The organism is Microbacterium halotolerans, assembly GCF_003569805.1.
GTDB classification, from domain to species: Bacteria; Actinomycetota; Actinomycetes; order Actinomycetales; family Microbacteriaceae; genus Microbacterium; species Microbacterium halotolerans.
The window spans coordinates 1,099,428-1,121,997 of sequence record NZ_KZ984051.1 but is presented as its reverse complement, the minus strand read 5'-3'; the positions used below and the strand labels follow the sequence as shown (position 1 = coordinate 1,121,997).

The window sequence follows — 22,570 nt, the reverse complement described above, 5'->3', positions numbered from 1 at the left end:
ACAACTCTAGCGTCGCTGTCACTCACCGAAACCCGAAGGATCGACCGCGCTATGCCTACCGCCGATACCGCCGCTCTACGGATCCGCAACGTCCGCCTCATCGACGGCGTCCGCGACCATACCGTCGAGGAGGCCGTGCTTGAAGCCGACGAGAACGGCCTCATCACGTATGCCGGCCCCGCCGCAGGGGCGCCTCCGATCCGATTCGGTCAGCGGGAGATCGATGGCAGGGGCGGCACTCTGCTGCCGGGACTGTTCGACTGCCACACCCACCTCGGCATGCCCTCGGACCGCTCGATCCTGGAGGTCGCGCTCATGAGCGACCCAGTGCTCACGATGCTCGACACCGTCACCAGACTGGAGAGCACGCTGCAGTCCGGCATCACGTCGGTGCGTGACCTCGGCGCCCTCCCTGTCGGTTTTCGCGACGCTGTCGCAGCGGGGCGCATCGCAGGTCCGCGAATCCAGACCTCGGTGGCCGTGATCAGCCATACCGGGGGCCACGCGGACACCACCCTCCCGAGCGGCAAGCGACTCGACTTGGAGTCGTGCGTCATCGCAGACGACCCGACGGAAGCTCGCGTCGCGGTCCGCGAGCTGCTGCGCGCCGGGGCGGACGTGATCAAGATCTGCACGAGCGGTGGCATCAGCAGCGCTCGCGATGATCCAGACGACCAGGATCTGCTGGACGACGAGATCCGGGCGGTCGTGGACGAAGCAGGCAGACACGGTGGGCGTGCGGTCGCCTCGCACGCCCAGGGCAGGGCTGGCATCCTCGCAGCCGCCCGCAACGGCGTCCGGTCGATCGAACACGGTTTCGGAATCGAGCAGGAGGGAATAGACGCCCTCGGTGAGCGCGACGCGTTTCTCGTCCCCACCCTCTCGGCCGTCTTCCAGCCGCTTGACCCGTCTGAGACCACGCCATGGAGATACCAGAAGAAGCTGCGCTGGAACGGCATCGCGAAGGAGAACATCGCTCGCGCGATCGAGCAGAAAGTCCAGATCGCCGTGGGAACCGATGCCGGTATCACTCCGCACGGCGAGAACCCCCTCGAGCTGACCTACCTCGTCGAGCTCGGGATGTCACCGATCGATGCCATCCGCGCCGCGACCGCGACGAGCGCCCGCCTGCTCGGCGTCGACGATCGGCTCGGCACCCTTCAGCCGGGTCGCCTGGCCGACGTCGTTCTGTGCGCGACCGATCCTCTGAAAGACATTCGCGCGCTCGGTGACCCAGCCCGCATCACCCTCGTCGCCCAACAGGGCGTCGTGCGCTCCACTCGTCTCGGCGACCCGACCGTCGACGCCCTCAACGCAGAGAGAAGCCACTCATGACCGACGTCAGTCAACCCATCACCACCAGCACACCGATCGGCACCCTCCACGAACGCTGGACCGCGCGTGTCGTCGCCTACGTCGCGATCCTGATCCTCGTCAACGTGATGGTCGACAGCGTCCTCGCGGCGCCGACGTACGTCCTCCCTCATCTCGCACGGGCGTTCGACACGAACCAGTTCGCGTGGGTCGGAGCAAGTGCGATGCTCGCCGGTGCCATGTGGTCGCCGCTGCTCGGCAAGAGCGCAGATATCTACGGCAAGCGCCGCGTACTCGTGATCACCCTGCTCGTCGCGGCCATCGGCAGCGTCGTCTGTCTGTCCGCGCCGGTCCTATGGGTGTTCGTGGTCGGACGACTCCTGCAAGGCGCTGCAGTCGCGTCCCTGTTTCTGACCGTCGCGATCATCCGCGATATCTGCGCGCCGAAGTTCGCGCTGGGAGTCACCGGCATCGTCACCACCGGATCCGCACTGTTCGGCATCGCGACGCCGTTCATCCTCGAACCGGTGATCGAGATATTCGGCTGGCAGGCGGTGTTCGTGATCTCGGGATCGTTCGCCATCGTGGCCGCACTGCTCGTGCGTCTCGTGGTTCCCGAGAGTCGCAACCGCACGCCCGGCAGAGTCGACGTCCTCGGCGCGATCGTCCTCGGCATCGGGCTCGCGGGTGTGCTCGGCTACATCAGCCTCGGCCAGGTGATCGGGTGGGCAGGTGTCGGGTCTCTCCTCGTGCTCGCATTGGGAGCGGCTGCGCTGCTGTTCTGGTTCTTCGCACTGAGCCGCCGGCCGGAGCCCATCATCGATATCCGCGGCATCTCACTGGCACTCGGCCTCGGCCTGCTCGTCGTGGTGATGGGCACCGGCGCCTACCAGAGCAAGCTGCAGCTGATCAGCATGCTCGTAGACGTCTCCCCCGACGAGGGCCTCGGATACGGGCTCGCGAGCCCTCTGGCGTTGGGTCTGTTGTTCGGGGTCCCTTCCATCGGCATCGCTCTCGGCGGCATCGGCGCCGGCTACATCGCCAAGCGCGTCGGCCCGGCCTGGTGCCTCGGTGTCGCGATCCTCACCGGCACGCTGGCAACCGCGCTCATGCTCTTCGGCGACGGCCCGAACAACCTTGCGGTGGCCGTGCCCGCGTCGTTCCTGCTGAGCCTGACGGCCGGCAACCTCGTCACCTCCGGCTTCAATCTGGCCTCGATCCTCGCGCCGAAGGAGCGACAGGCGACCGTGTCCAGCATGATCATGGTCATGATCGCCGTCGGGTCGGTGACGATGAACTTCGTCGGGTCGGCGATCCTCGGCGGCACCGCCATCGTCGTCGACGGGGAGAGCGTCAACTCCGTGGTCGGCATCTTCTCCTACATCGCCACCATCGGCGGGGTGTTCGTCGTCGCGGCGATCCCGGCAGTGTTCCTGATCCGCCGGATGCGTGGCCGGGTCGCCGTCATGGGCACCGAGACGACTTCCATGAGCCACCTCTGATCGCGCAGCCACACCACCCAGGAGAACCATGACGCACTCTGCACCCACCAGCCCCGCGCAGGCACGCCATCCGTACAGCTCGGTTCGCCAGACCCCGTCCGGACTCGTGTTCGTCTCTGGGCAGCTCGGTCTGGCCGACGGCGCCCTCGTCGAAGGCGGTGTCGTCGGCCAGACCAGGCAGGCCTTTGCCAACCTGGCCGCTCATCTCGCCACGGTCGGCCTCGGCCTGCAGGACGTCGCGAAGATCACCGTGTACCTTGCCTCGATGTCCGACCGGAACGCGATGGACGAGGTGTACCAGCGATCACTGCCGGAGCCTCTTCCCGCCCGCACATGCATAGCGGTCGCAGAGCTCCCCTATGCTGCCCGTGTCGAGTTCGACGCGATTGCGGTGCGGAGCCTGCAGGAATGAGTCGGTCTGGGCTCTCATTCCCTCGCAATCCGCAGAGTGCGCTCCATCGGCCCGTGCACGCCGGCCGTCGCCGCGGTGCTCACGCATGAGCCGCACCGACCTCGTGAAGGCGGAAGACCGGGTGCACCTGGTCGGGGATCTCTCGGAACTCGACGAGGATTCCGCTTGGTTCGTCCTCGCCGCCGCACCTGTTGATGAGGCACAGCTCACGACAGAGCCCGCTGAGCTCGCGGCATGGATCCGCGAGGAGATCTCGCAGTGGCCGGCCCCGATCCCCGTCGCGAACGGGGCGCAGCTCGTCGGGGCTGAACAGATCGTCTTCCTGCCCGCCGGGTCCACGGATGCTCCGGGCCCGCGGTATCGCGCGGAATTCGGGCGAGACGGCTCCTCGTTCATCGCACTCGCCATCGGTGCGCGGCGGGAGAGCCCTGTGGACGGCGAGGAGGTGTGGGCAGTCGGCGAAGGCGCGGTCGCCTGGATCGTCGTCGCTGCGCTGCGTCTCGGCGCGGCGTATGCGGTTCGCGACGGCGGCTCCGGCGACCTCCTGGTAGAGGCGAGGATCGTCGCTCCAGCCCACACCCCCATCGAGATCTGGAACCATGATCGGGGCGACCACGCGCCCGCGGGCAACCGTAAGCGTTCCGCGCCTCCGGTGCACGGAACGGTCGCACTCACGCGATGTCTGTCAGCCGAACTCGTCGGCGTCGCGCGGCCCCTCGTCGTCGGCGTCCTGCGCCCGTATGGCCTCGCAGGTGATCGGCACATCGATTCCTCTGGGGCGCTGCGGCGGAGCGCTTTCACAGGCTTCGGCGGTCGGATCCTCGCCTGGGCCGACGCGATCGGCGTGCCCTCTCGGCCATAACCTGCCGAGCTTGACCGGCCCTTCTCCGCAGTGAGCATGATCGAGGAGATGCCTCTCCGCCCGGTGGCAACCCACATCGGATCGCCGTCTTCCGGATAGGACACCTCTCCTCAGTCGGCGAGAGCACCACCGCCGACCCGGTACCACGGGACTCCTTCCGTGGTAGGGAACGCAACCGGAGAGGATACCGGCGACGGATGTGCGGGAGACCGCATGTTCCTAACGTGAGAAGCATGATCGTTGCAGAGCATCTGACCAAGCGATATGGCGGGAAGACCGCCGTCGCAGACCTCTCCTTCGCCGTTCGCCCAGGCGTCGTCACCGGCTTCCTGGGCCCGAACGGTGCAGGCAAGTCCACCACGATGCGCATGCTCGTGGGCCTGGACGAGCCGACTTCCGGCTCCATCACCGTCGACGGGCAGTGCTACTGGGACCTGCCCGACCCGTTGCGGCACGTGGGCGTGCTGGTCGACGCCAAGGCCGTCCATCCCGGCCGCAGCGCCTACCACCACCTGCTCGCGATAGCGCAGACTCACCGGATCCCGGCCGCACGTGTCGGCGAGGTTCTCGAGATGGTGGGATTGAGCTCCGTTGCGCGCAAGCGAGCGGGCGGCTTCTCCCTCGGTATGGGGCAGCGACTCGGCATCGCGGCAGCGCTGCTGGGCGATCCGAGGGTGCTCGTCTTGGACGAGCCGGTCAACGGCCTCGATCCCGACGGTGTGCTGTGGATCCGGCGGATGCTGTCCGATCTCGCCGCGAGCGGGCGCACGGTGTTCCTCTCCTCGCATCTGATGAGCGAACTGTCGCTGATCGCTGATGACCTCGTGGTGATCGGCCAGGGGCGGCTGCTGGCATCCGGGTCCGTATCGGACGTCGTCTCTTCGGTCGCACCCAGCACGGTGCGCGTTGTGACCCCGGATGCAGCCGACTTGGCTGCTGCACTGCAGGGTGCCGACGTCACAGTGACTTCGCCCGATCGCGAGACGCTCGACGTGCAGGGCCGCTCCGCGCGTGAGATCGGCGAGTTCGCCGGCGCCCGTGGCTTCACGCTCCACGAACTGACCACCCGCCGCATCTCCCTCGAGGAGGCCTTCATGCAGATCACCCGCAACGCCGTTGAGTACGGCACGTCCCAGGAGGTCGCCCGATGAGCGCCGCCACTCTGCCCGCCGCTCCCGCAGTCGACCTCGCCGGAACCCGGATCAGTGCCGCAGGGGTGCTGCGCTCGGAATGGACCAAGCTCTGGTCCGTCCGCTCTCTCTGGATCACGCTCGCCGCGGCGTTCGCACTGGTGATCGGCCTGTGCGGCTACATGATCTTCGACGGAAACATGCTCGGCGGCGACGAGGCAGGGGACATCCCGTTCGGCTTCACCGCCATCTACCCGGTCGGTATGCTCGTCCTGGTCATCCTCGGCGTGCTGACCGTCACCAGCGAGTACAGCAGCGGAACGATCCGCGGCAGCGTGGTCGCCGTGCCGCGGCGCACTGGTGTGCTGCTCGCGAAGATGGCCGTGCTGACCGCCGTGACGGCAGTGCTCGCCGCAGTCACCTCAGTGCTGCTGTACCTGCTGCTGCAGATCGCGGGCACGGTGCCGTCGGCACAGGGGCTGTCGTTGTTCGACCCGGCGATGTTCTGGGGCGTCCTGTGCGGCACGCTCGTACTGCCGTACGGTGCGCTGTTCGGGATCCTGCTCGGGGGCCTGGTCCGCAACGCCGCCGCCGCGATCGCGCTGTACTTCGGTGTCTTCCAGATGGGGCCGCAGATCTTCCCCGCCTTCCTGCCAGGAGAGCTGGCCGGTGCCGTCGACTACATGCCTCTTGCGGCGATCAACGTGATGCGCGCGGCGGGGCTGAGCAGCGAGCCGTACGGTATGGGGACCGCTGTGGTGGTGCTGATCGCCTGGCTCGTGGCGCTCGGTTGTTCGTCGTGGTGGTTGCTGAAGAGCCGCGACGTGTGACGAGCGATGTGAGGATGTCATCATGACCGATCCGCTGCGGGGGGTGCGCGCCTTCGACCGGCGCCATCCCTTGTGGTGGGATCTGGGGCTTGCGACGCTTGTGGCGCTGATCTCGTACAACGCCGGCCCTGGTCTCGGGCCGCTCGGACTTGCGATCTTCACGGTCGTCCACGTCGCAGTCGCGTTCCACCGCCGACGTCCGTTCATCGCCCTCCTCGTCGCGTTCGTGGGAATCGTGGTCGCTACTGTCGGCACCCTGCTCACCGGCGCGCCTCCGCCATGGCTGTATCTCGCGATCTGGGTGCTGTTGTTCGGCACTGCGATGCGTGAGAGTCGGCGCACCGTCATCGCGACCGCGTCCGTCATCATGGCGATCGTGACCGCATTTGCGCTGATCGCGCCTCCGGACGTCGGTCTCACGGAGTCCCGCGAACGCATCAGCCTCGCCGTGGCGGTCGTCGGGATGAGCACCGCATCGTTCCTGCTCGGACTGCAGCTGCGCGGGCGACGCGACCGGCTCGCGGCTGAGCAGGCTGAGATCGCCCGAGCCGCCGCCGTCGCCGAACGGTCGCGGCTCGCGCAGGAGATGCATGATGTCATCGGGCACAATCTCTCCGTGATCACCTCGCTTTCCGCGGGAGGAACTGTGGCCGCGCGTACCTCGCCGGACGACGCCGTTCGCGCCTTCGAAGCCATCGGGGAGGTGAGTCGGTCGTCGGTACGGGAGGTGCACCGTGTGCTCAGCGTGCTGCGGCACGACGCCAGTGCGGACGGCGCGCCGCTCAGCCCGCAGCCAGGGCTCAGTGACCTGGCTCCTCTGCTCGACGCGATGCGAGGCACCGGCATGGAGGTCGTGCTGCGGCAGAGCGGCGACCTGGGCGGGCTCGACACCGGACGACAGCTGGCTGTCTACCGGATCGTGCAGGAATCGCTCACCAACGTCCTACGGCATGCCGGACAGCGGGCTCGCGCGTCGGTCGGGGTCGCGCGGGAACCGGACGCCGTCGTAGTGACGGTGTCCGACAACGGTGTCGGCACCGCGCCGACGACTGCGAAGGGACACGGGATCCTGGGCATGCGCGAGAGGGTCGAGGCGTACGGCGGCGGTTTCGAGGCCGGTCCGACAGTCAGCGGTTGGCGCGTGTGGGCGCGCATTCCCTTGGAGGACACCGCGTGGCGGAAACGGAGCGAGGGACGATGACGCAATCACGACCAGCCCCCGTTCGGACGCTGATCGCCGACGACCAGTCGCTGCAGCGGATGGGCATGAAGATGTTCCTCGGCGGACAGCCGGACATCGAGGTGGTCGGCGAAGCCGCCGACGGCGGCGATGCCGTGCGGCTGACCGAGAAGCTGCGTCCTGATGTCGTGCTGATGGACATCCGCATGCCGAGCCTCGACGGTATCGCCGCCACGCGTCTGATCGTCGAGCACTTCGGAGAATCGGGTCCGCGAGTGCTCCTGCTGACCACCTTCGACCTCGACGAATACGTGCTCGCCGGGCTCGAGGCCGGCGCCAGCGGCTTCCTGACCAAGGACGCCGAGCCCGGCGACCTCCTCTCTGCGATCCGTGCTGTCGCCGCGGGCGACGCTGTGATCGCTCCCAGCGCGACTCGTCGCCTGCTGCACCGCCTCGCATCCGATGGTTCCGAGCAGCACTCGACACCCCGCGAAGACGTGACGGTCGCGCAGCTCACTGCCCGCGAACGAGATATCCTCGTCGCCATCGGGCAGGGCCTGACGAACGCCGAGATCGCCAGGCGACTGTTCCTCGCCGAGTCCACGGTGAAGAGCTATGTGGGCCGGATCTTCACCAAGATCGGCGCCCGCGACCGTGTGCAGGCCGTCATTCTCGCCTTCCGCGCCGGCCTCGTGGATGCTTAGGCCCCGGAGCGCGTCCCCACATATCCGGGCGTCGCGCCGCTCGCGCTGGCCGCGTTGACGCTCGTCAGGGCCCCGTCCCACGCGACGACTGCCGCGGTGCCCTCGAACACGGTCGGGGGATAGCCCGGACACCCGCATGTCGCGAGCGACGCCGTCGCCGCGGCGATCACCGCACACACGCGCGCCTCGTCGTCCGACCCACCGGTACCCCCGTGTCCCGCCGCTTTCGCGGCGGATCCAGCCTATTTCGCGCGCGGCCATCATCTCGGGCATGCCGCCGTTCATCGCCGCCGCTTTCCCCTGTGCTTCCGCTCCGCCGTCCAGAGTTCCCCCAGAGGCAGAGCGTCAGCGGCCGAGCGGACGCGACCATCCGTCATTCCGCGCTCAACGAGGATCGACAGGGCTTCGGCGCGCTCGTCGAGCGCGCGCCGCTGCTCGTCGTCGGGCAGAGTCCGGAGCAGATCCGCCACCTGCTCGTGGCGGGCGACTTCTGCTGATCCACCGGGCGAGACGAACGCATGGATGATGATGACGGCGACTGCCAGCAGGCCGTTGACGCAGGCGAGAACGAAGGCCAGCAGCCCCTCGCCTTCACCCGAGAAGAACCAGTTGAGGATCGCGACGTCCGTGATCAGGGCGATCGCCGCGACGATGATCGCCACGCCCTCACGCGTGCGGCCGAGCCTCTTCCACTCGACGAGGAAGACCAGCAGTCCCGCGATGCCGAGGAAGAAGCTGAGCGGCATGAGCACGTCGCGCAGCTCGTCGTCCATGGGCGCGCTGCTGAGACCCGTCGTCCCCACGATCCCCGGAATCGCGCCCTGCGGACCGATCGTCGCCACGGCGCCGAACGTCATCACCGTGAGGATCACCCCGAGAATCGGCGCGAACGTCGCCCACTCCAAGCGAGCCCTGAACGCGGGGACGTCGGTCGCAATCTGATACTCGATCTGCGACAGGCGCAGATCTCGGCGGCTCTTCAGACGCCGCGCGTAGCGCAGCGCTCCCGGTTCCCTCTTGTCAGACACGTCTCCAGCCTCTCAGAGGAAGCTGAGCCACGGATATCGGCCTTGTCGAGCTCGTTGATCGTCTCGATGAGGCGTGACTGTCCTTCGAACCGGGCGCACCTGTTCCTGAGCACCCGGTGGGGGCGCAGCGATCGTGCCCGGCCTCAGGCGCTGCGACGGCGCACGATCCGGATGATGATCCAGACCACCAGCCCGGCGACGGCGATCACGCCGAGCCACGGCAGCATGAACCCGATGGCGATGACGAGGCCGTTGAAGAACCCGATCAGCCCGTTCCATCCGCTGACCAAGCCGTCGCCGAAGCCGGCCGGGTCGGTCTCAGCGACCTCGCGGTCCCGCGTCAGCTCGACGTGCAGGCTCGACATCGCGACCCGATCCTCGAGGTGCTCCAGCTCGCGCTGGTACGACTCGAGCTGCGCCTGTCGCTCGGTCAGAACCGTCTCCGCGTCGAGCAGGTCGCTGACCGATCCGGCCTGCTCCATCAGCTCGGTGAGCCGTTCGACCGACGACTTCGCCGTGTCGATCCGGGCCTCCAGGTCGATCGCCTGCCCCGTCACATCCGATTCGGAGATCTGCGTGCTGGTCACCTCGCCGACGTCGCTCAGCGCCTGCCGCACCTCGTCGAGCTGATCGGCGGGAATGCGCAGCGACACCCATCCGGTGCGCACGCCGGTTGCGGCGACCTCCTCGCCGGTCTCCGCGTCATACCGATACTCGTCACTCGACGAACCGATCTCTTCGACGTAGCCGTCGTGCTCCGCGGCGAGCGCCGTCAGCGCATCGGACGCGTCGAGCACGTCGTCGACCACCAGCACAGCCGAGCCGTTCCGGATGACCAGACGGTCCTCCTCGGTTGCGCCGGACCCGTCCGAGTTCTCCTCGACCACCGCGGAACCGCTCGATTCGATTGCGTCGTCGCTCGCGATAGGCTCCTCCGGCGCGACTTCGTGGGACTCGCCGCCCCCGGGCTCCCCCGCCTCGGTGCTTGCCGAGTCGGCCGCGCCGTTCGTCAGCCCGATGCCCGACATCACCGCCGGTGCGACGACGGCTCCGACCACGAGCGCCGCTGCGACCCCGACGCTCCCGCCGATCCATCCCCTGCGTCTGCGGGCGCGGCGCCGGTCGTCCTCCCGGCCGCGCGCGATGTCGGAGAAGACTCCGGCCTCGATGCGATCGACGGCGTCCTCGGACAGCTCAGGCAGATCCGGAGCCTCGTCGGTGTGCTGCTCGGTGACGTTCATCACGCTTCCTCCCTCACGACGGAACGCAGCCGCGTTCTGATTCGAGAGAGACGATTCCTCACGGCGCCGTGGGCGATCCCCAGCTCGTCGGCTGCGGCTTGGTAGGCATATCCCTCGGCCACGCAGAGGGCGAAGATGCGCCTGTCGTCCTCCGACATGCGCTCGACTTCGTCCGTGATGCGATCGGCGAGGGCCTGGTCGATCACCTGCTGCTCGACGTCGACCGTGTCGGGCTGACGCTCGTCCACAGGACCCGCCGTGTGCTCACGCTCGCGCCGGCGCATCCGGATGCGGTTGGCCGACACATTGCGACAGATGGTCGCCAGCCACGGCAGCGCCGATTCGCCCGCCAGATCGAAGCCGTCGAGCTTGCGCCACGCGGTCGCGAACGTCTCCTGCGCGGCGTCCTCGGCATCGCCGCGGTCGCCGAGCAGGCCGTGCGCCACCCAGAACACGGGCTTCACATAGGCGCGGAACAGCTCGCGGAAGGCGATCTCGCTGCCGCCCGCGGCCGCGGCGATCAGTGCCGCATCGCTCGAGTTCTCGGTCATGACCACCCTCGCTGTCATCGTCTCTCACTATGCAGGTGTCGGGAAGGGCACGATCGTCTCAGATCGGTTTCGGTCGGCGTTCCCGGCCGTTCGTTCCGGACGCCGGGCGAGGGTGCGGGTGCGAAGCAGAGCCGCGCCCGAGACACTGCAGAATCGCCGGGGCACTGCAGAATCCGCGCGGTTCTGCCGCATCTCGGCGATAGTGCCGCGGCTCAGCACCTCTCGCCGGGCAGGCGGCAAGGCCAGGTGCCCCGCCGCGCAGACGCCGGCAGCCCCGGATGCCCCGGCGCACGACGGAGCCCCACCGTCCGCGGGACGGTGGGGCTCCGGATGCCTTACTCGCCGAGGGCGGCGATCTGCGGCGAGTTGGTGATCGTGCCTCCGGCGTTCACCCCGACCGCGACGCGCTCGCCGCGCGGGGCGTTCTCGAACGTGAACTTCCGATCCTCGACGTCGACCTTGATGTGGTGACCCGTCTCGAGCGTTCCGGCGAGGATGCGCTCGGAGAGCTGGTCCTCGACCTCCTGCTGCATCGCGCGGCGCAGCGGCCGGGCACCGAGCGCCGGATCGAAGCCGATCTCGATGAGACGCTCCTTGGCGGGCTGCGACATCTCGATCGTCATGTCACGATCCAGCAGCCGCTCGTTGAGCCGCTTCAGGAACAGGTCGACGATCTGCACGAGCTCTGGCTTCGACAGCTGCGGGAAGACGATCACGTCGTCGACACGGTTGAGGAACTCGGGCTTGAAGTGGCGCTTAAGCTCCTCGTCGACCTTGCCCTTCATCCGGTCGTACGACGTCTGCTCGTTGCCCTCGACCTGGAAGCCGACCGGACCGCCGGCGATCGCCGACGAACCGAGGTTGGTCGTCATGATGATGACCGTGTTCTTGAAGTCGACGATGCGGCCCTGACCGTCGGTCAGGCGACCCTCCTCGAGGATCTGCAGCAGCGAGTTGAAGATGTCGGGGTGCGCCTTCTCGATCTCGTCGAACAGCACAACCGAGAACGGCTTGCGGCGCACCTTCTCAGTGAGCTGACCGCCCTCTTCGAACCCGACGAACCCGGGAGGTGCGCCGAACAGACGCGAGACGGTGTGCTTCTCGCCGAACTCGCTCATGTCGAGCGAGATCAGGGCGTCCTCGTCGTCGAACAGGAACTCCGCGAGCGCCTTGGCGAGCTCGGTCTTGCCGACGCCCGTGGGACCGGCGAAGATGAACGAGCCGGACGGACGCTTCGGGTCCTTGAGACCGGCACGCTGACGACGGATCGTCTTCGACAGTGCGGCGATCGCCTCCTCCTGGCCGATGACGCGCTCGTGCAGCGCACGCTCCATGAAGACGAGACGGCTGGTCTCCTCCTCGGTGAGCTTGAACACCGGGATGCCCGTGGCCTGGGCCAGCACTTCGGCGATCAGTCCCTCGTCGACCGTGGCAGGGGTCTCGATGTCTCCGGAGCGCCACTGCTTCTCGAGGCGCAGGCGCTCACCGAGCAGCTGCTTCTCCTCGTCGCGCAGGGCGGCGGCCTTCTCGAAGTCCTGCTCCTCGCTGGCGGCTTCCTTCTTCTCGCGCACGTCGGCGATCTTCTCGTCGAACTCACGCAGCTCGGGCGGCGACGACAGGATCGACAGGCGCAGGCGGGCGCCTGCCTCGTCGATCAGGTCGATGGCCTTGTCCGGAAGGAAGCGGTCCTGGATGTAGCGGTCAGCGAGGTTCGCGGCCGCGACGACCGCGCCGTCGGTGATCTGCACCTTGTGGAACGCCTCGTAGTGGTCGCGCAGACCCTTGAGGATGTTGATCGCGTGCGGCAGCGCCGGCTCGTTGACCTGGATCGGCTGGAAGCGGCGCTCGAGAGCGGCGTCCTTCTCGAAGTGCTTGCGGTACTCGTCGAGCGTGGTGGCACCGACCGTCTGCAGCTCGCCGCGAGCGAGCAGCGGCTTCAGGATGCTGGCGGCGTCTATCGCGCCCTCGGCCGCACCAGCGCCGACGAGCGTGTGGATCTCATCGATGAAGACGATGATGTCGCCGCGCGTGCGGATCTCCTTGGTGACCTTCTTCAGGCGCTCCTCGAAGTCACCGCGGTAGCGCGACCCGGCGATCAGCGAACCCAGGTCGAGCGAGTAGACCTGCTTGTCCTTCAGGGTCTCGGGCACATCGCCCTTGACGATGGCCTGGGCGAGGCCCTCGACGACGGCCGTCTTGCCGACGCCGGGTTCGCCGATGAGAACGGGGTTGTTCTTCGAGCGGCGCGAGAGGATCTGCATCACGCGCTCGATCTCCTTCTCGCGCCCGATGACCGGGTCGAGCTTGTTGTCGTGCGCGGCCTGCGTGAGGTTGCGGCCGAACTGGTCGAGCACCTGCGAGCCGCCCTGGCCCTGCTGACCCTGCTCCTGCGGGGCGCCGGAGGTGACCGGCTCCTTCCCCTGGTATCCGCTGAGCAGCTGGATGACCTGCTGGCGCACCTTGTTCAGGTCCGCGCCGAGCTGCACCAGCACCTGGGCGGCGACCCCCTCGCCCTCACGGATGAGGCCGAGCAGGATGTGCTCCGTGCCGATGTAGTTGTGGCCGAGCTGCAGCGCTTCGCGCAGAGACAGTTCGAGCACCTTCTTCGCACGCGGCGTGAAGGGGATGTGCCCCGTGGGCTGCTGCTGACCCTGGCCGATGATGTCCTGCACCCGCTCGCGCACGCCGTCGAGCGAGACGCCGAGAGACTCGAGCGCCTTCGCGGCGACACCCTCGCCCTCGTGGATGAGGCCGAGCAGGATGTGCTCGGTGCCGATGTAGTTGTGGTTGAGCATCTTCGCCTCTTCTTGGGCGAGCACAACCACACGACGGGCACGGTCGGTGAATCTCTCGAACATGTCACTCCTTGGGCACGAGGCCTTTTGCGCCGGGTGCCGAAGTACACCCGACGCCGTGATTCAACGGTAACGAGACACGGCCGCCCATGGCGCCGTGTTCGCCCTGGGCATATCCGGATGACGTCCGGTTGCGGTCCCCCGCCGGACACAACGCAGTCGATCTGAATCCGACGCCGAGCTGCGACCCCGAGATCGCGCGGCGTCCGACGACTGGACCGGCAGAACTCCTGCGTCGCGCTCCGATGACTTGACTTATCGATATTCGTTGTTATCGTTTTTCATGAAGTTGGATGCAGGTGAGCCTGCTGAGACAGGACGGCATCCGGATGTTCGGACGACGATCGAGAGGAAGAATCATGAGCAGAAGACCGGATGCGCACGGGGCACTCGCCTCACGCACGGAGCGGGTGATACTCCGTACCATTTCCTGGGGCGCCGTCGCTGTGGCAGCGATTCTCATGACAGCACTGGTGATACGGGCCGTACACGTGCTCTCGTCGCCTTCGGTGAACTTCACCGACCTCGGATTGACGCTGCAGGGCATCCCTGCACCGCAACCGGGTTCGCTGCCGGAGCACGTTGAAGAGCTGTCTTCGATCAACTCTGCCATGACCGTTTCAGCGCTTCCCAACGGCATTCGCTGGCTGCTGGTCTGCCAGGTGATCCTGGAGGCGACCCTCGGGCTCGGCATGTGCCTGGCTGCGTTCATCTTGCCTCGACGGCTGCTCGCCGGACGTCCCTTCGCGCGCTCTGCGGTGTGGTCGCTCTTCGTCGTGTGCATCGCGGTGCTGCTCAGCGGCATGGCTGCCCCCATCGTTCAGGCGATAACCGAGGCCGAGACACTGATGTACATCTCCGGCGATGTCAGCGCGCCCGTCCGAGACACCGGGTTCCTACCGGACGGAGCGATGGTGTTCGGCCTCGAGATCGACCTCGCACCGCTCGGAATCGCACTCGGCCTCGCCGCGCTGCTCGCGGCCTTCGAGGCGGGCGCCCACCTGCAGAAGGACACGGAGGGCCTGGTGTGACCCCCGCCGAGACCGACGTCTCCGGGATCCACTGCCGTCTCGACGCGCTGCTGACCGACCGCGACATGACGCTCACCTCGCTCGCAGACCGGGTCGGAGTGAGCATCGTGAACCTGTCGGTGCTGAAGAACGACCGCGCCAAGGCCATCCGGTTCTCGACGCTGGTCGCGATCTGCGACGTGCTCGGCTGCGAGGTCGGCGAGCTGCTGGTGCGCGACCGCGGGTAGGCGGAAGGCACAGGGCACAGCGGTTTAAGCTCTTGTTATAGGATAGGCACTTATCCTTCAATAAGGAGGCGTCGAATGACAGACTCCGGATGGCCAGAGCTCACCTTCGAGAAGCGGCCGTGGGAGCCGCGACTCGATCAGCCGATGTCGCGGCGAGCGCGCCTGGCCGCGCGCGGACCGTACCGAACCGCTGTGCCCGGCACGATCACCGAAGCGCACCCCGCCCTTGACGCCGACACACTCGCCCACGCCGATGACGCGAGCAGGGAGCTGGCGCGCTTCGACGCCGAATCCGGCGCATTCGCCGCGCCGTTCGCCGCCGTCCTGCTGCGCACGGAGAGCGCGTCGAGCTCCGAGATCGAGCGGATCACCACAAGCGCGAAACAGCTGGCGCTTGCCGACCTGGGAGCCGCGCGGTCCGGCGACGCACGACTCGTCCGTTCGAACGTCGAGGCCATGCAGGCAGCGATCGCGTTCGCCGAGAACCTGGATGCGCGGGCCATCATCGAGATGCAGCGGGCCCTGCTCGAGCACAGCTCCCCAGAGCAGGTCGGGGCATGGCGCGACGAACAGGTGTGGATCGGCGGCGGCGCCTTCTCTCCGCACAACGCCGACTTTGTGCCGCCGCATCACGAGCGAGTGTCCGGCCTGATGGACGATCTCGTGCGATTCCTCTCACGCACGGACCTGCCCGTCATCGTGCACGCCGCGCTCGCTCACGCACAGTTCGAGACGATCCACCCCTTCACCGATGGCAACGGTCGCACGGGGCGAGCCCTCGTGCACGGGATGCTGCGCGCGGCCGGGGCCACGCAGAACGTTGCCGTCCCGGTATCAGCCGGACTGCTCGCGAACGTCGACGCGTATTTCGACGCCCTGACCCAGTACCGGCGAGGCGACCCCGCCGCAATCGTGAACCGGATGTCCGAGGCGACCTTCGCCGGTGTGGGCAACGGGCGAACATTGGTCGCGGCGCTGCGCGAGACGCGTTCGGCGTGGGCGGCGCGCGTCCGCGCCCGTTCCGACTCCGCCGCATGGCGACTGCTCGACCTGGCCGTGCAGCAGCCCGTGCTCGACGTCGCCACGGTCAGCGATCGCCTCGGGGTCACACCAGCCGCAGCCACAGCCGCGCTCACGCGCCTCGAGGAGGCGGAGATCCTCACTCGAGCCAACTCCGGTGCCCGCAACAGGCTGTGGCAGGCACCCGACGTGCTCGACGCACTCGAAGCGTTCGCGACCCGGGCCCGCCGCCGAGGCGCAGGGGCCTCCGGTATCGGGAAATCGCGATAGCCCTCGGTCATCTCGATATTGCGATAGAACCGGCTCGACGACACCGGCCGACGCCGAACACAACGCAGTCGATCCGCGGTCGGGTCGCCAGCTCTTCCCAGTGCCAGCGGCCCCGCGCACACTCGCCACCCGCGAACGGACTGCGCTATGCATGCGCATCGGCGCGCGGACGCAGGCCGTCCGTGATGACGCGACGGGCGCGGGCGGCAGTATCGGACCGCTCACCCTGGGACGAGTCGGCGACGATGCGGGCGAGCATCGACACCGCCGTGAGGGCGTCTCGCGCATCGGTGTCCGGCGACATCCGGCCCGCCTCGACATCGCGTGCAACCACGCGCGAAACGAGATCGGACATCCGGATGCCGAGGTGCTGCACGACGGACTGGTCGCGTTCGGCGAGGGTCGCTTCGATCAGCGCGGCGGAGACGGCCGCGCGCGCGACGACGAAGTCGAGCAGTCCGTCGAAGGTCGCGTCCGGCGACGATGAGAGCCGCTCGAGCTCGTCGATGTCATCGTCGACGACGGCTGCGGCGAGCGCGATCTTCGTCGGGGTGGCGGTAGAGACTGCCCTGCCCGACGCCGGCCCGACGGGCGATCGCGCTGAACGGCGCGGCGAACCCCTCAGCGGGGGTCAGCCGGTGAGCTTGTCGTAGACCGGTGACATGTCGTCGCCGCCGGAGATCTGGATCTCGCTGTCGGTGATCGGCTCCATCACGGCGGGCATCGACTCGATCTCGCCGTCGACGACGATCGCGAGCTGGTTCTGCGGCTGGGGGCGATCGACGAGCGCCTCGGTGAGCTCGCCGAAGGCGGCCGCGTCGGCGTCCTCGAGGCTGATCGTCACGTAGTTCTGCGCGGCGGCGTCCTCGCCATCCGGCACCGTCAGCTCGATCTGACCGCTGGTCACGGTGAGCTGCTCATCCGGAACGACGAACGTGCACTGGGCGGCTCCGTCATCGCCCGGCCAAGAAGTGTCGAATGCGGTCTCGTCGCCATCCGGGCAGTCCTGGTCGGTCTGCTCAGACACCGCCGCGAAGATCAGTTCGGTGGACAGCGGCGCGGACTGGCTCTCGGCAGGCGTGACGGGCATCGCGCATCCGGAAGCTCCCACGACAACGGCCGTGAGCAGGACGAGGGTCGGCAGGGCACGGCGGATCACCCTGCCACCGTAACCGGATGAGGCATGTGCGACGAAGGTCGTTCGCCGAATATTCACCGCGCCCGCACCTCCACTCGCATTCCGGTGATGTTCGAAGAGCCGCCTCGAGCTCAGGACCGTCGATGCGAATCGGAGGCGCCCGGCGCACTCATCGTCAGATCACTCGGTCGTTCCCTCCGTCGACGCTCAGGTGCGCTCCGGTCGTCGCGGGCAGCTGCTGTCCGGAGAACAGCGCGACCGCGTCGGCGACCATGCGACTGCGGACCTCCATGCCCAGCAGATTCCGCGTCTTGTACTCGGCCACCGAGAGACCGTACTTCGCCGCGCGTGCCTCGAGCAGCTCCGGCGTCCAGATCGCGGTGTCGAAGACGGCGTCCGGCTCGACGCTGTTGACCCGGATGCCGTCGCCGGCCCATTCGAGCGCGGCCACCCTCGCGAGCTGCGCGGCAGCCGCCTTGCTGGCCGAGTACGCCGCAGCGCCCGGTCCAGGTGCGGCGACGTTCTTGGTCGACACGAGCACGGCACGGCCGCCGAACGGCGACTGGCACAGATACGGATGAAACTCGGAGAACGCACGCGCCACGGCGGTGGCGTTCACTTCGAGAGCGAGACTCCATCCCCGTGCGTCGTTCGCGGCGAGATCCGCGCTCGGCGGGAAGACGCCTGCGGCCACGACCAGGATGTCGACACCGCCGAAGTCCCGCACGGCGGTCTCCGCCGCACCGCGCAGCACGTCCTCCGACGACACGTCCCCGACGACACCGCACCATCGTTCCGTTTCGAATGCGGAGACGACGCCGGGGTTGAGGTCGATCCCGACGACGGCCGCGCCGCCGTCCAGAAGGCGCGCTGCAACGGCGCGTCCGATTCCGGACGCCGCACCTGTGACGACCGCGACCTCGCCGCCGAACTCAGGCCGCGGACGGCGGTGCAGCTTCGCCTGCTCAAGCGACCAGTACTCGATGTCGAAGTTCTCGGATTCGCTGAGCGACGTGTACCCGGACAACGCGTCGGCGGCGTCGACGATGCGGATCGTGTGCTCGTAGACGTCGTAGGCGATGCGCGCGTCCCGCACGCTCTCCCCCGCCGTCAGCATGCCCCACTCCGGGTCGAGCACGACGCGGGGCGCCGGATCCAACTCGACGAGATCTCGATCTCCGCGTTCTCTGACGAACCGTTCATGCTCCGCGGCGGCGAAGCGTTCGACGTCACGACCGACGAGCGGTTCCCGCTTCGTACGGATGACGTGCTCCGGCGTCGCGGTTCCCCGTGACACCACAGCATCGACATCCGCCCTGCAGGCCCACTCCCGCGCTCTGCGATGCGTGCTCTGCGAGAGGATCATCGGTCGACCCGCCGCTCGCGAGATGTCGCTTCTGAGGCGGGCGATCTGTCGAATATCGCCTTCTCGCCGGATCAGCGGCTCCTCGCCGACATCGCTCAGCCCTACGACTGCCTCTGCCCTCGCGACGAGTTCACGATGACGGGAGTACGCCCGTTCGTGGTCGTCATCGAAGGTGAACAGACCATGATTCGACAGGACGATCGCATCCACGTCGTCTGCCCCGTCCGCCAGAGCCGCCTCGACCGTCTTCGCGAGCGCGAACCCAGGCATCACATAGGGGAGCACCAGTACACCGTCTCCCAGAGCCTCGGTGTCGGGAACCCGCTGGTTCGTCAGCGCGACGATCGCATCGGCGTGCGAGTGCAGCACGACCCGTGCGGGCAGCAGCGCATGCAGCAGCGCCTCGATCGAGGCGGTCGGTGCGTCCGCGCGGAGCGAGGCCTGGCGGATCTCGTTCGCCATCTGCTCGTCCGACAGGGAGTCTACCGACAGCACCTCGAGGAGCCTCTCGCGCCGAAGCGGGGCGAATCCCGCAGCTTCGATCGTCGCCAGGTCCCATCCGCTGCCCTTAACCCAGACGGTGTCGATCGTTTGCCCCGTGATGTCGTCGAGCGTGCCTTTGATCGAGGTGTTCCCACCGCCGTGAAGCACCAGCGTCGGGTCCTGCCCCAGCAGCCGCGACACCTCGACGATCTGGCCGAGCGGATCCGAGTACGTCATACGAAGCTCTCCTTCCAGACCTCGCCCATCGCGTCGAGGACGCGATCGAATCGGTCAGCATGCGTTCGATAGAACTGGCGATCCGGGCCCGGAGACACCACGAGCGCCGGGTCTGGGTCAACCGCCCACGAGGCGATGTCCGCCCCTGCCCCCGCAGCTGCGAGCGACGCGACGCCGCGCGCCCCGAGCTCGGTGCCGAGCTGCCGACGCACGGGACGCCCGATGATGTCGGCGAACATCTGCGCCCACACGGGGCTCTTCGCCCCTCCTCCGGCCAGCGTCCACGGAGCGTCGGAGACGTCGGTGCAGCTGCCGCTCATCCGCTCGAGCTGGACGCGGTGGTAGTGCGTGATCCCCTCGATCAGGGCGCGCGCCATCTCACGGTACCCGTGGCTTCCCTTCAGCCCCAGGAACGTGCCGGATGCCCCTGGACGCCCTGGCGCGCCATGGATGAAGGGCAGGAAGATGAGACCGTCCGCACCGGGCGGGACGCTGGCGGCCGCGTGCATCAGCTGCGGAGATGTGACGCCGTCCGTCGACAGCGTCGACATCAGCGAGCAGTACCACTCGAGACTCGCAGCCGACGTGGGCGCGACTTCCTGCGCCAGCATCAGAGTCGGGTCGGGCAGCAGAGTGTTGAGCGTCACACGCGGCGGTGCGTCCGTCGCCGCGACCGCGACCGAGTTGATCGCCCAGGTGCCCACGATCACCGTGACGTCGGATTCCTCCGTGGCCCCCGCTCCCAGCGGGCTCGCCACCGTATCCATGCATCCGGCGACGACGGGAAGCCCTTCGGGAAGGCCTGTGGCATGTGCGGCTTCGCTCGTGACATGTCCGACCACATCGTTCGATGCGGACAGCGGAGGCAGCAGACGCATCAGGCTCCTCGGAATGCCGAGCAGATCGAAGACCCCGGGTTCGTAGTCGCGGGCGACGAGATTGAGCCACCCGCAGCCCGACGCGTCGGACAGGTCGGCACCCGGCTGACCTGTCAGGCAGGTGCGCACCCAGTCCTTGCAGGACAGGATCGCGTGCGATGCGTCGATCGTCTCCGGCTCGTGCTCTGCGAGCCAGCGCAGCAGCACGCTGGGCTGTCCGGCCCATGGGACCGACCCCGTGCGCAGCCGCAGCTCCTCGATCTCGTCCGCTGGCAGTGCCGCGACGATCTGCTCAGCACGGCTGTCATTGGACGCGATCGCCGCACGCACCGGACGGAGACGGTCGTCGATGAGATAGATCCCGTTCCCTGCAGCGGTGGCTCCGATCGCCGCAGGCTCCCATTCGTTCTCGCGAAGCCAGTCGGTCAGCTCGTAGAGCACCGCGGCGACGACTCGCCACAGCCGATCCATGTCGATCTCCTGCCGGTCCGACGCCACCGCTTCGCGCGGGTTGGGCGCGGAGAACGTCCGGATCTCTGTGCCTTCGCTGTCGAACGCACCGGCTTTCGCGGCCGTCAGGCCCACATCCACTCCGATGTAGCAGTGCCTCATCGCACTCTGCTCCTCTACTCCGATGACGATTGTGCAAGGGCCCGAGGCGTGAACCGCCGAACCGCCCGTCGATACTTCTCGATCTGCGCGTCCGCTTCTTCTCTCGTCCACTCCCCGGCTTCTACGAGCACGGCCGCTGCCCGTGGCGCCGCTGCCAGGCCCACGTCGGCGTTGGTGCCGATAAGCGTTCGACGCAGCAGCACATCTTCGAGCGTGTGCGCTCCTTCGTTGCGTCGTGCGTGGACGACCTCGGCGGCGATCGCCGACGTGTCCTCGTCGAGGATCTCACCGAGTTCCGGATGAGCGCGGACGAGGGAGAACACATCAGCCGACGCGACCCCGTACGTGTCGACGATACGCGCTGCGATCGCCTCCGGGAGAGCGCAGTCACGGATCTGCGTGGACCGATACTCCGGCCACGATCCGGCGGGTGCTCCCGGAAACCGAGCTGAGCGGGTCGGCGACGGCATCCTCTTGCGACCCAGCGCACGGGCAACCACTCGGGCGACCTGCTCCCCGAGCGCGCGGTGCGTCGTGAGCTTCCCGCCGATGATCGTGAACAGTCCGCTGTCCGCACCGTCGTGCGCGATCAGCTGGTGATCGCGGCTGATCTTCGAGGGATCGTCGAGTTCTCCCACGTACGGAAGCGGTCGCACACCCGAGTACGACCACAGCACGTCCTGCTGCTCGAGCCGGGCACGCGGGATGAGATCGTTGACGGCTCCGAGCAGATAGTCGGTCTCGTCGCTGTCGATCGACATCTCATCGATCGACCCGTCGTAGGGCAGGTCGGTGGTGCCGATCATGTACCGGCCCTGCCACGGCAGCACGAACATCGGTCGATGGTCCACCGGGGACTCGAAGAAGATGCACGTCTCCGGAGCCCCGGGGAACGAGTCGACGACGCAGTGGCTGCCCTTGGTCGGGCCGATCCTGCGCTCGTGCTCGCCGAGGAGATCCAGCACGGCATCGACCCATGGACCCGCGGCGTTGACGACAGCACGAGCCCGCACCGTCTTCAGCGCGCCGTCGACGCGATCCCGGTAGCGAACACCGGCGATGCGGTCGCCGTCACGAACGAGGGATTCCACGGGAGCGTGCGTGAGCACGGTGCCACCGCGCCTGTCGACGTCGCTGGCGAGCTCGAAGGTCAACCGTTCCGTCAGCGGAACGTTCGCGTCCTGGAAGAGGCCGCCCCATTTCACGCCCGACTCCGTCACGGATGGCCATTCTCTCGCCAGTCTCCTGGGCAGGATCACGCCGCTGAGGGGAAGCTTCGAGGTGAGGGAGAGTGCGTTGAACACCATCAGACCGCACGCCAGGAGCCATCCGGGGCGGCTCTGCTTCTTGGCGAACGGAATCAGCATCGGATACCGATGCACCAGGTGCGGAGCCTGCGCGAGCAGGATGTCGCGCTCGCGGATCGACTCGTGCACCAGGTGCAGCTCCATGCGCTCGAGGTACTTCAGGCCGCCATGGATCAGACGGGTCGATATCGCGGTCGTGCGCGAGCCGATGTCGTCCTGGTCGATGAGCAGGACGCTCATCCCGAGAGCCGCGGCTTCCCGCGCGGTCGCCAGGCCGTTGATCCCGGCACCGATGACGATGACGTCGACGTCCTCGACGTGCTCACGATAGGTCGACAGGGAGGGCATACGTTCTTCTTTCAGGCAGGGGGGCTGCGGGCGCCGCCGTTGCG

At 67.8% G+C, this 22,570-nt stretch carries 21 protein-coding genes; 12 read left to right on the top strand and 9 right to left on the bottom strand.

Annotation, left to right across the window (positions count from 1 at the left end; translation table 11 throughout):
• Positions 1-51: 51 nt before the first annotated feature.
• From DZG09_RS05010 to DZG09_RS04975, 8 genes are all read left to right on the top strand, one after another.
• Positions 52-1,335 (top strand): metal-dependent hydrolase family protein, encoded by a 1,284-nt coding sequence (locus DZG09_RS05010; RefSeq protein WP_119696562.1) that lies wholly within the window; start codon positions 52-54, stop codon positions 1,333-1,335.
• Positions 1,332-2,816, top strand: a complete 1,485-nt coding sequence (locus DZG09_RS05005) for an MFS transporter (RefSeq protein WP_205529064.1) — start codon at positions 1,332-1,334, stop codon at positions 2,814-2,816. Before DZG09_RS05010 ends, DZG09_RS05005 begins: the two co-directional genes overlap by 4 nt.
• A 28-nt stretch (positions 2,817-2,844) precedes the next feature.
• Positions 2,845-3,228 (top strand): RidA family protein, encoded by a 384-nt coding sequence (locus DZG09_RS05000; RefSeq protein ID WP_119696561.1) that lies wholly within the window; start codon positions 2,845-2,847, stop codon positions 3,226-3,228.
• A gap of 85 nt (positions 3,229-3,313) precedes the next feature.
• Complete coding sequence (locus tag DZG09_RS04995) at positions 3,314-4,090, top strand: hypothetical protein (protein ID WP_119696560.1); 777 nt, start codon at positions 3,314-3,316, stop codon at positions 4,088-4,090.
• A gap of 233 nt (positions 4,091-4,323) precedes the next feature.
• A complete protein-coding gene (locus DZG09_RS04990; RefSeq protein ID WP_119696559.1) occupies positions 4,324-5,241 on the top strand; it encodes an ABC transporter ATP-binding protein in 918 nt (305 codons plus the stop codon).
• Positions 5,238-6,050: an ABC transporter permease gene (locus tag DZG09_RS04985; RefSeq protein ID WP_119696558.1), complete on the top strand. Its 813-nt coding sequence runs from the start codon at positions 5,238-5,240 to the stop codon at positions 6,048-6,050. The genes DZG09_RS04990 and DZG09_RS04985 overlap by 4 nt, the downstream gene beginning before the upstream one ends.
• Positions 6,051-6,072: 22 nt before the next feature.
• The gene (locus DZG09_RS04980; RefSeq protein ID WP_119696557.1) at positions 6,073-7,251 is read left to right on the top strand and encodes a sensor histidine kinase; all 1,179 of its coding nucleotides are present in this window, start codon (positions 6,073-6,075) and stop codon (positions 7,249-7,251) included.
• Positions 7,248-7,934, top strand: coding sequence for a response regulator (locus DZG09_RS04975; protein WP_119696556.1), 687 nt, complete (start codon positions 7,248-7,250; stop codon positions 7,932-7,934). The genes DZG09_RS04980 and DZG09_RS04975 overlap by 4 nt, the downstream gene beginning before the upstream one ends.
• 281 nt (positions 7,935-8,215) lie before the next feature.
• Here DZG09_RS04975 and DZG09_RS04970 read toward each other — a convergent pair whose 3' ends face one another.
• The 4 genes from DZG09_RS04970 to DZG09_RS04955 form a co-directional block, all read right to left on the bottom strand.
• Positions 8,216-8,962, bottom strand: coding sequence for a hypothetical protein (locus DZG09_RS04970; protein ID WP_119696555.1), 747 nt, complete (start codon positions 8,960-8,962; stop codon positions 8,216-8,218).
• Between the two features lie 143 nt (positions 8,963-9,105).
• A complete protein-coding gene (locus DZG09_RS04965; RefSeq protein ID WP_119696554.1) occupies positions 9,106-10,203 on the bottom strand; it encodes a DUF4349 domain-containing protein in 1,098 nt (365 codons plus the stop codon).
• The gene (locus tag DZG09_RS04960; protein ID WP_119696553.1) at positions 10,203-10,754 is read right to left on the bottom strand and encodes an RNA polymerase sigma factor; all 552 of its coding nucleotides are present in this window, start codon (positions 10,752-10,754) and stop codon (positions 10,203-10,205) included. Before DZG09_RS04960 ends, DZG09_RS04965 begins: the two co-directional genes overlap by 1 nt.
• Positions 10,755-11,089: 335 nt before the next feature.
• Positions 11,090-13,612 carry an ATP-dependent Clp protease ATP-binding subunit gene (locus DZG09_RS04955; protein ID WP_119696552.1) on the bottom strand — a complete coding sequence of 841 codons (2,523 nt, stop codon included), beginning with the start codon at positions 13,610-13,612 and terminating at the stop codon, positions 11,090-11,092.
• Positions 13,613-14,055: 443 nt separating this feature from the next.
• Here DZG09_RS04955 and DZG09_RS04950 point away from each other — a divergent pair, with 443 nt between their 5' ends.
• From DZG09_RS04950 to DZG09_RS04935, 4 genes are all read left to right on the top strand, one after another.
• On the top strand, positions 14,056-14,640 hold the full coding sequence (locus DZG09_RS04950) for a hypothetical protein (RefSeq protein WP_205529063.1): 585 nt from the start codon (positions 14,056-14,058) through the stop codon (positions 14,638-14,640).
• Positions 14,637-14,867 (top strand): helix-turn-helix domain-containing protein, encoded by a 231-nt coding sequence (locus tag DZG09_RS04945; RefSeq protein WP_119696550.1) that lies wholly within the window; start codon positions 14,637-14,639, stop codon positions 14,865-14,867. The genes DZG09_RS04950 and DZG09_RS04945 overlap by 4 nt, the downstream gene beginning before the upstream one ends.
• A gap of 75 nt (positions 14,868-14,942) precedes the next feature.
• The gene (locus DZG09_RS04940; protein WP_119696549.1) at positions 14,943-16,157 is read left to right on the top strand and encodes a Fic family protein; all 1,215 of its coding nucleotides are present in this window, start codon (positions 14,943-14,945) and stop codon (positions 16,155-16,157) included.
• A 151-nt stretch (positions 16,158-16,308) separates the two neighbouring features.
• Positions 16,309-16,644: a hypothetical protein gene (locus DZG09_RS04935; protein WP_119696548.1), complete on the top strand. Its 336-nt coding sequence runs from the start codon at positions 16,309-16,311 to the stop codon at positions 16,642-16,644.
• Positions 16,645-16,666: 22 nt separating this feature from the next.
• On the opposite strand, the gene DZG09_RS17060 is transcribed toward DZG09_RS04935, so the two are convergent.
• The 5 genes from DZG09_RS17060 to DZG09_RS04910 form a co-directional block, all read right to left on the bottom strand.
• Complete coding sequence (locus DZG09_RS17060) at positions 16,667-16,792, bottom strand: TetR family transcriptional regulator (protein WP_119697400.1); 126 nt, start codon at positions 16,790-16,792, stop codon at positions 16,667-16,669.
• Complete coding sequence (locus DZG09_RS04925) at positions 16,789-17,316, bottom strand: SecDF P1 head subdomain-containing protein (protein WP_162893162.1); 528 nt, start codon at positions 17,314-17,316, stop codon at positions 16,789-16,791. The genes DZG09_RS17060 and DZG09_RS04925 overlap by 4 nt, the downstream gene beginning before the upstream one ends.
• A 154-nt stretch (positions 17,317-17,470) precedes the next feature.
• A complete protein-coding gene (locus DZG09_RS04920; RefSeq protein WP_119696546.1) occupies positions 17,471-19,381 on the bottom strand; it encodes an SDR family oxidoreductase in 1,911 nt (636 codons plus the stop codon).
• Positions 19,378-20,871 (bottom strand): FGGY-family carbohydrate kinase, encoded by a 1,494-nt coding sequence (locus tag DZG09_RS04915; protein WP_119696545.1) that lies wholly within the window; start codon positions 20,869-20,871, stop codon positions 19,378-19,380. Before DZG09_RS04915 ends, DZG09_RS04920 begins: the two co-directional genes overlap by 4 nt.
• 14 nt (positions 20,872-20,885) lie before the next feature.
• Positions 20,886-22,526, bottom strand: coding sequence for a glycerol-3-phosphate dehydrogenase/oxidase (locus tag DZG09_RS04910; RefSeq protein ID WP_119696544.1), 1,641 nt, complete (start codon positions 22,524-22,526; stop codon positions 20,886-20,888).
• Positions 22,527-22,570: the final 44 nt, after the last annotated feature.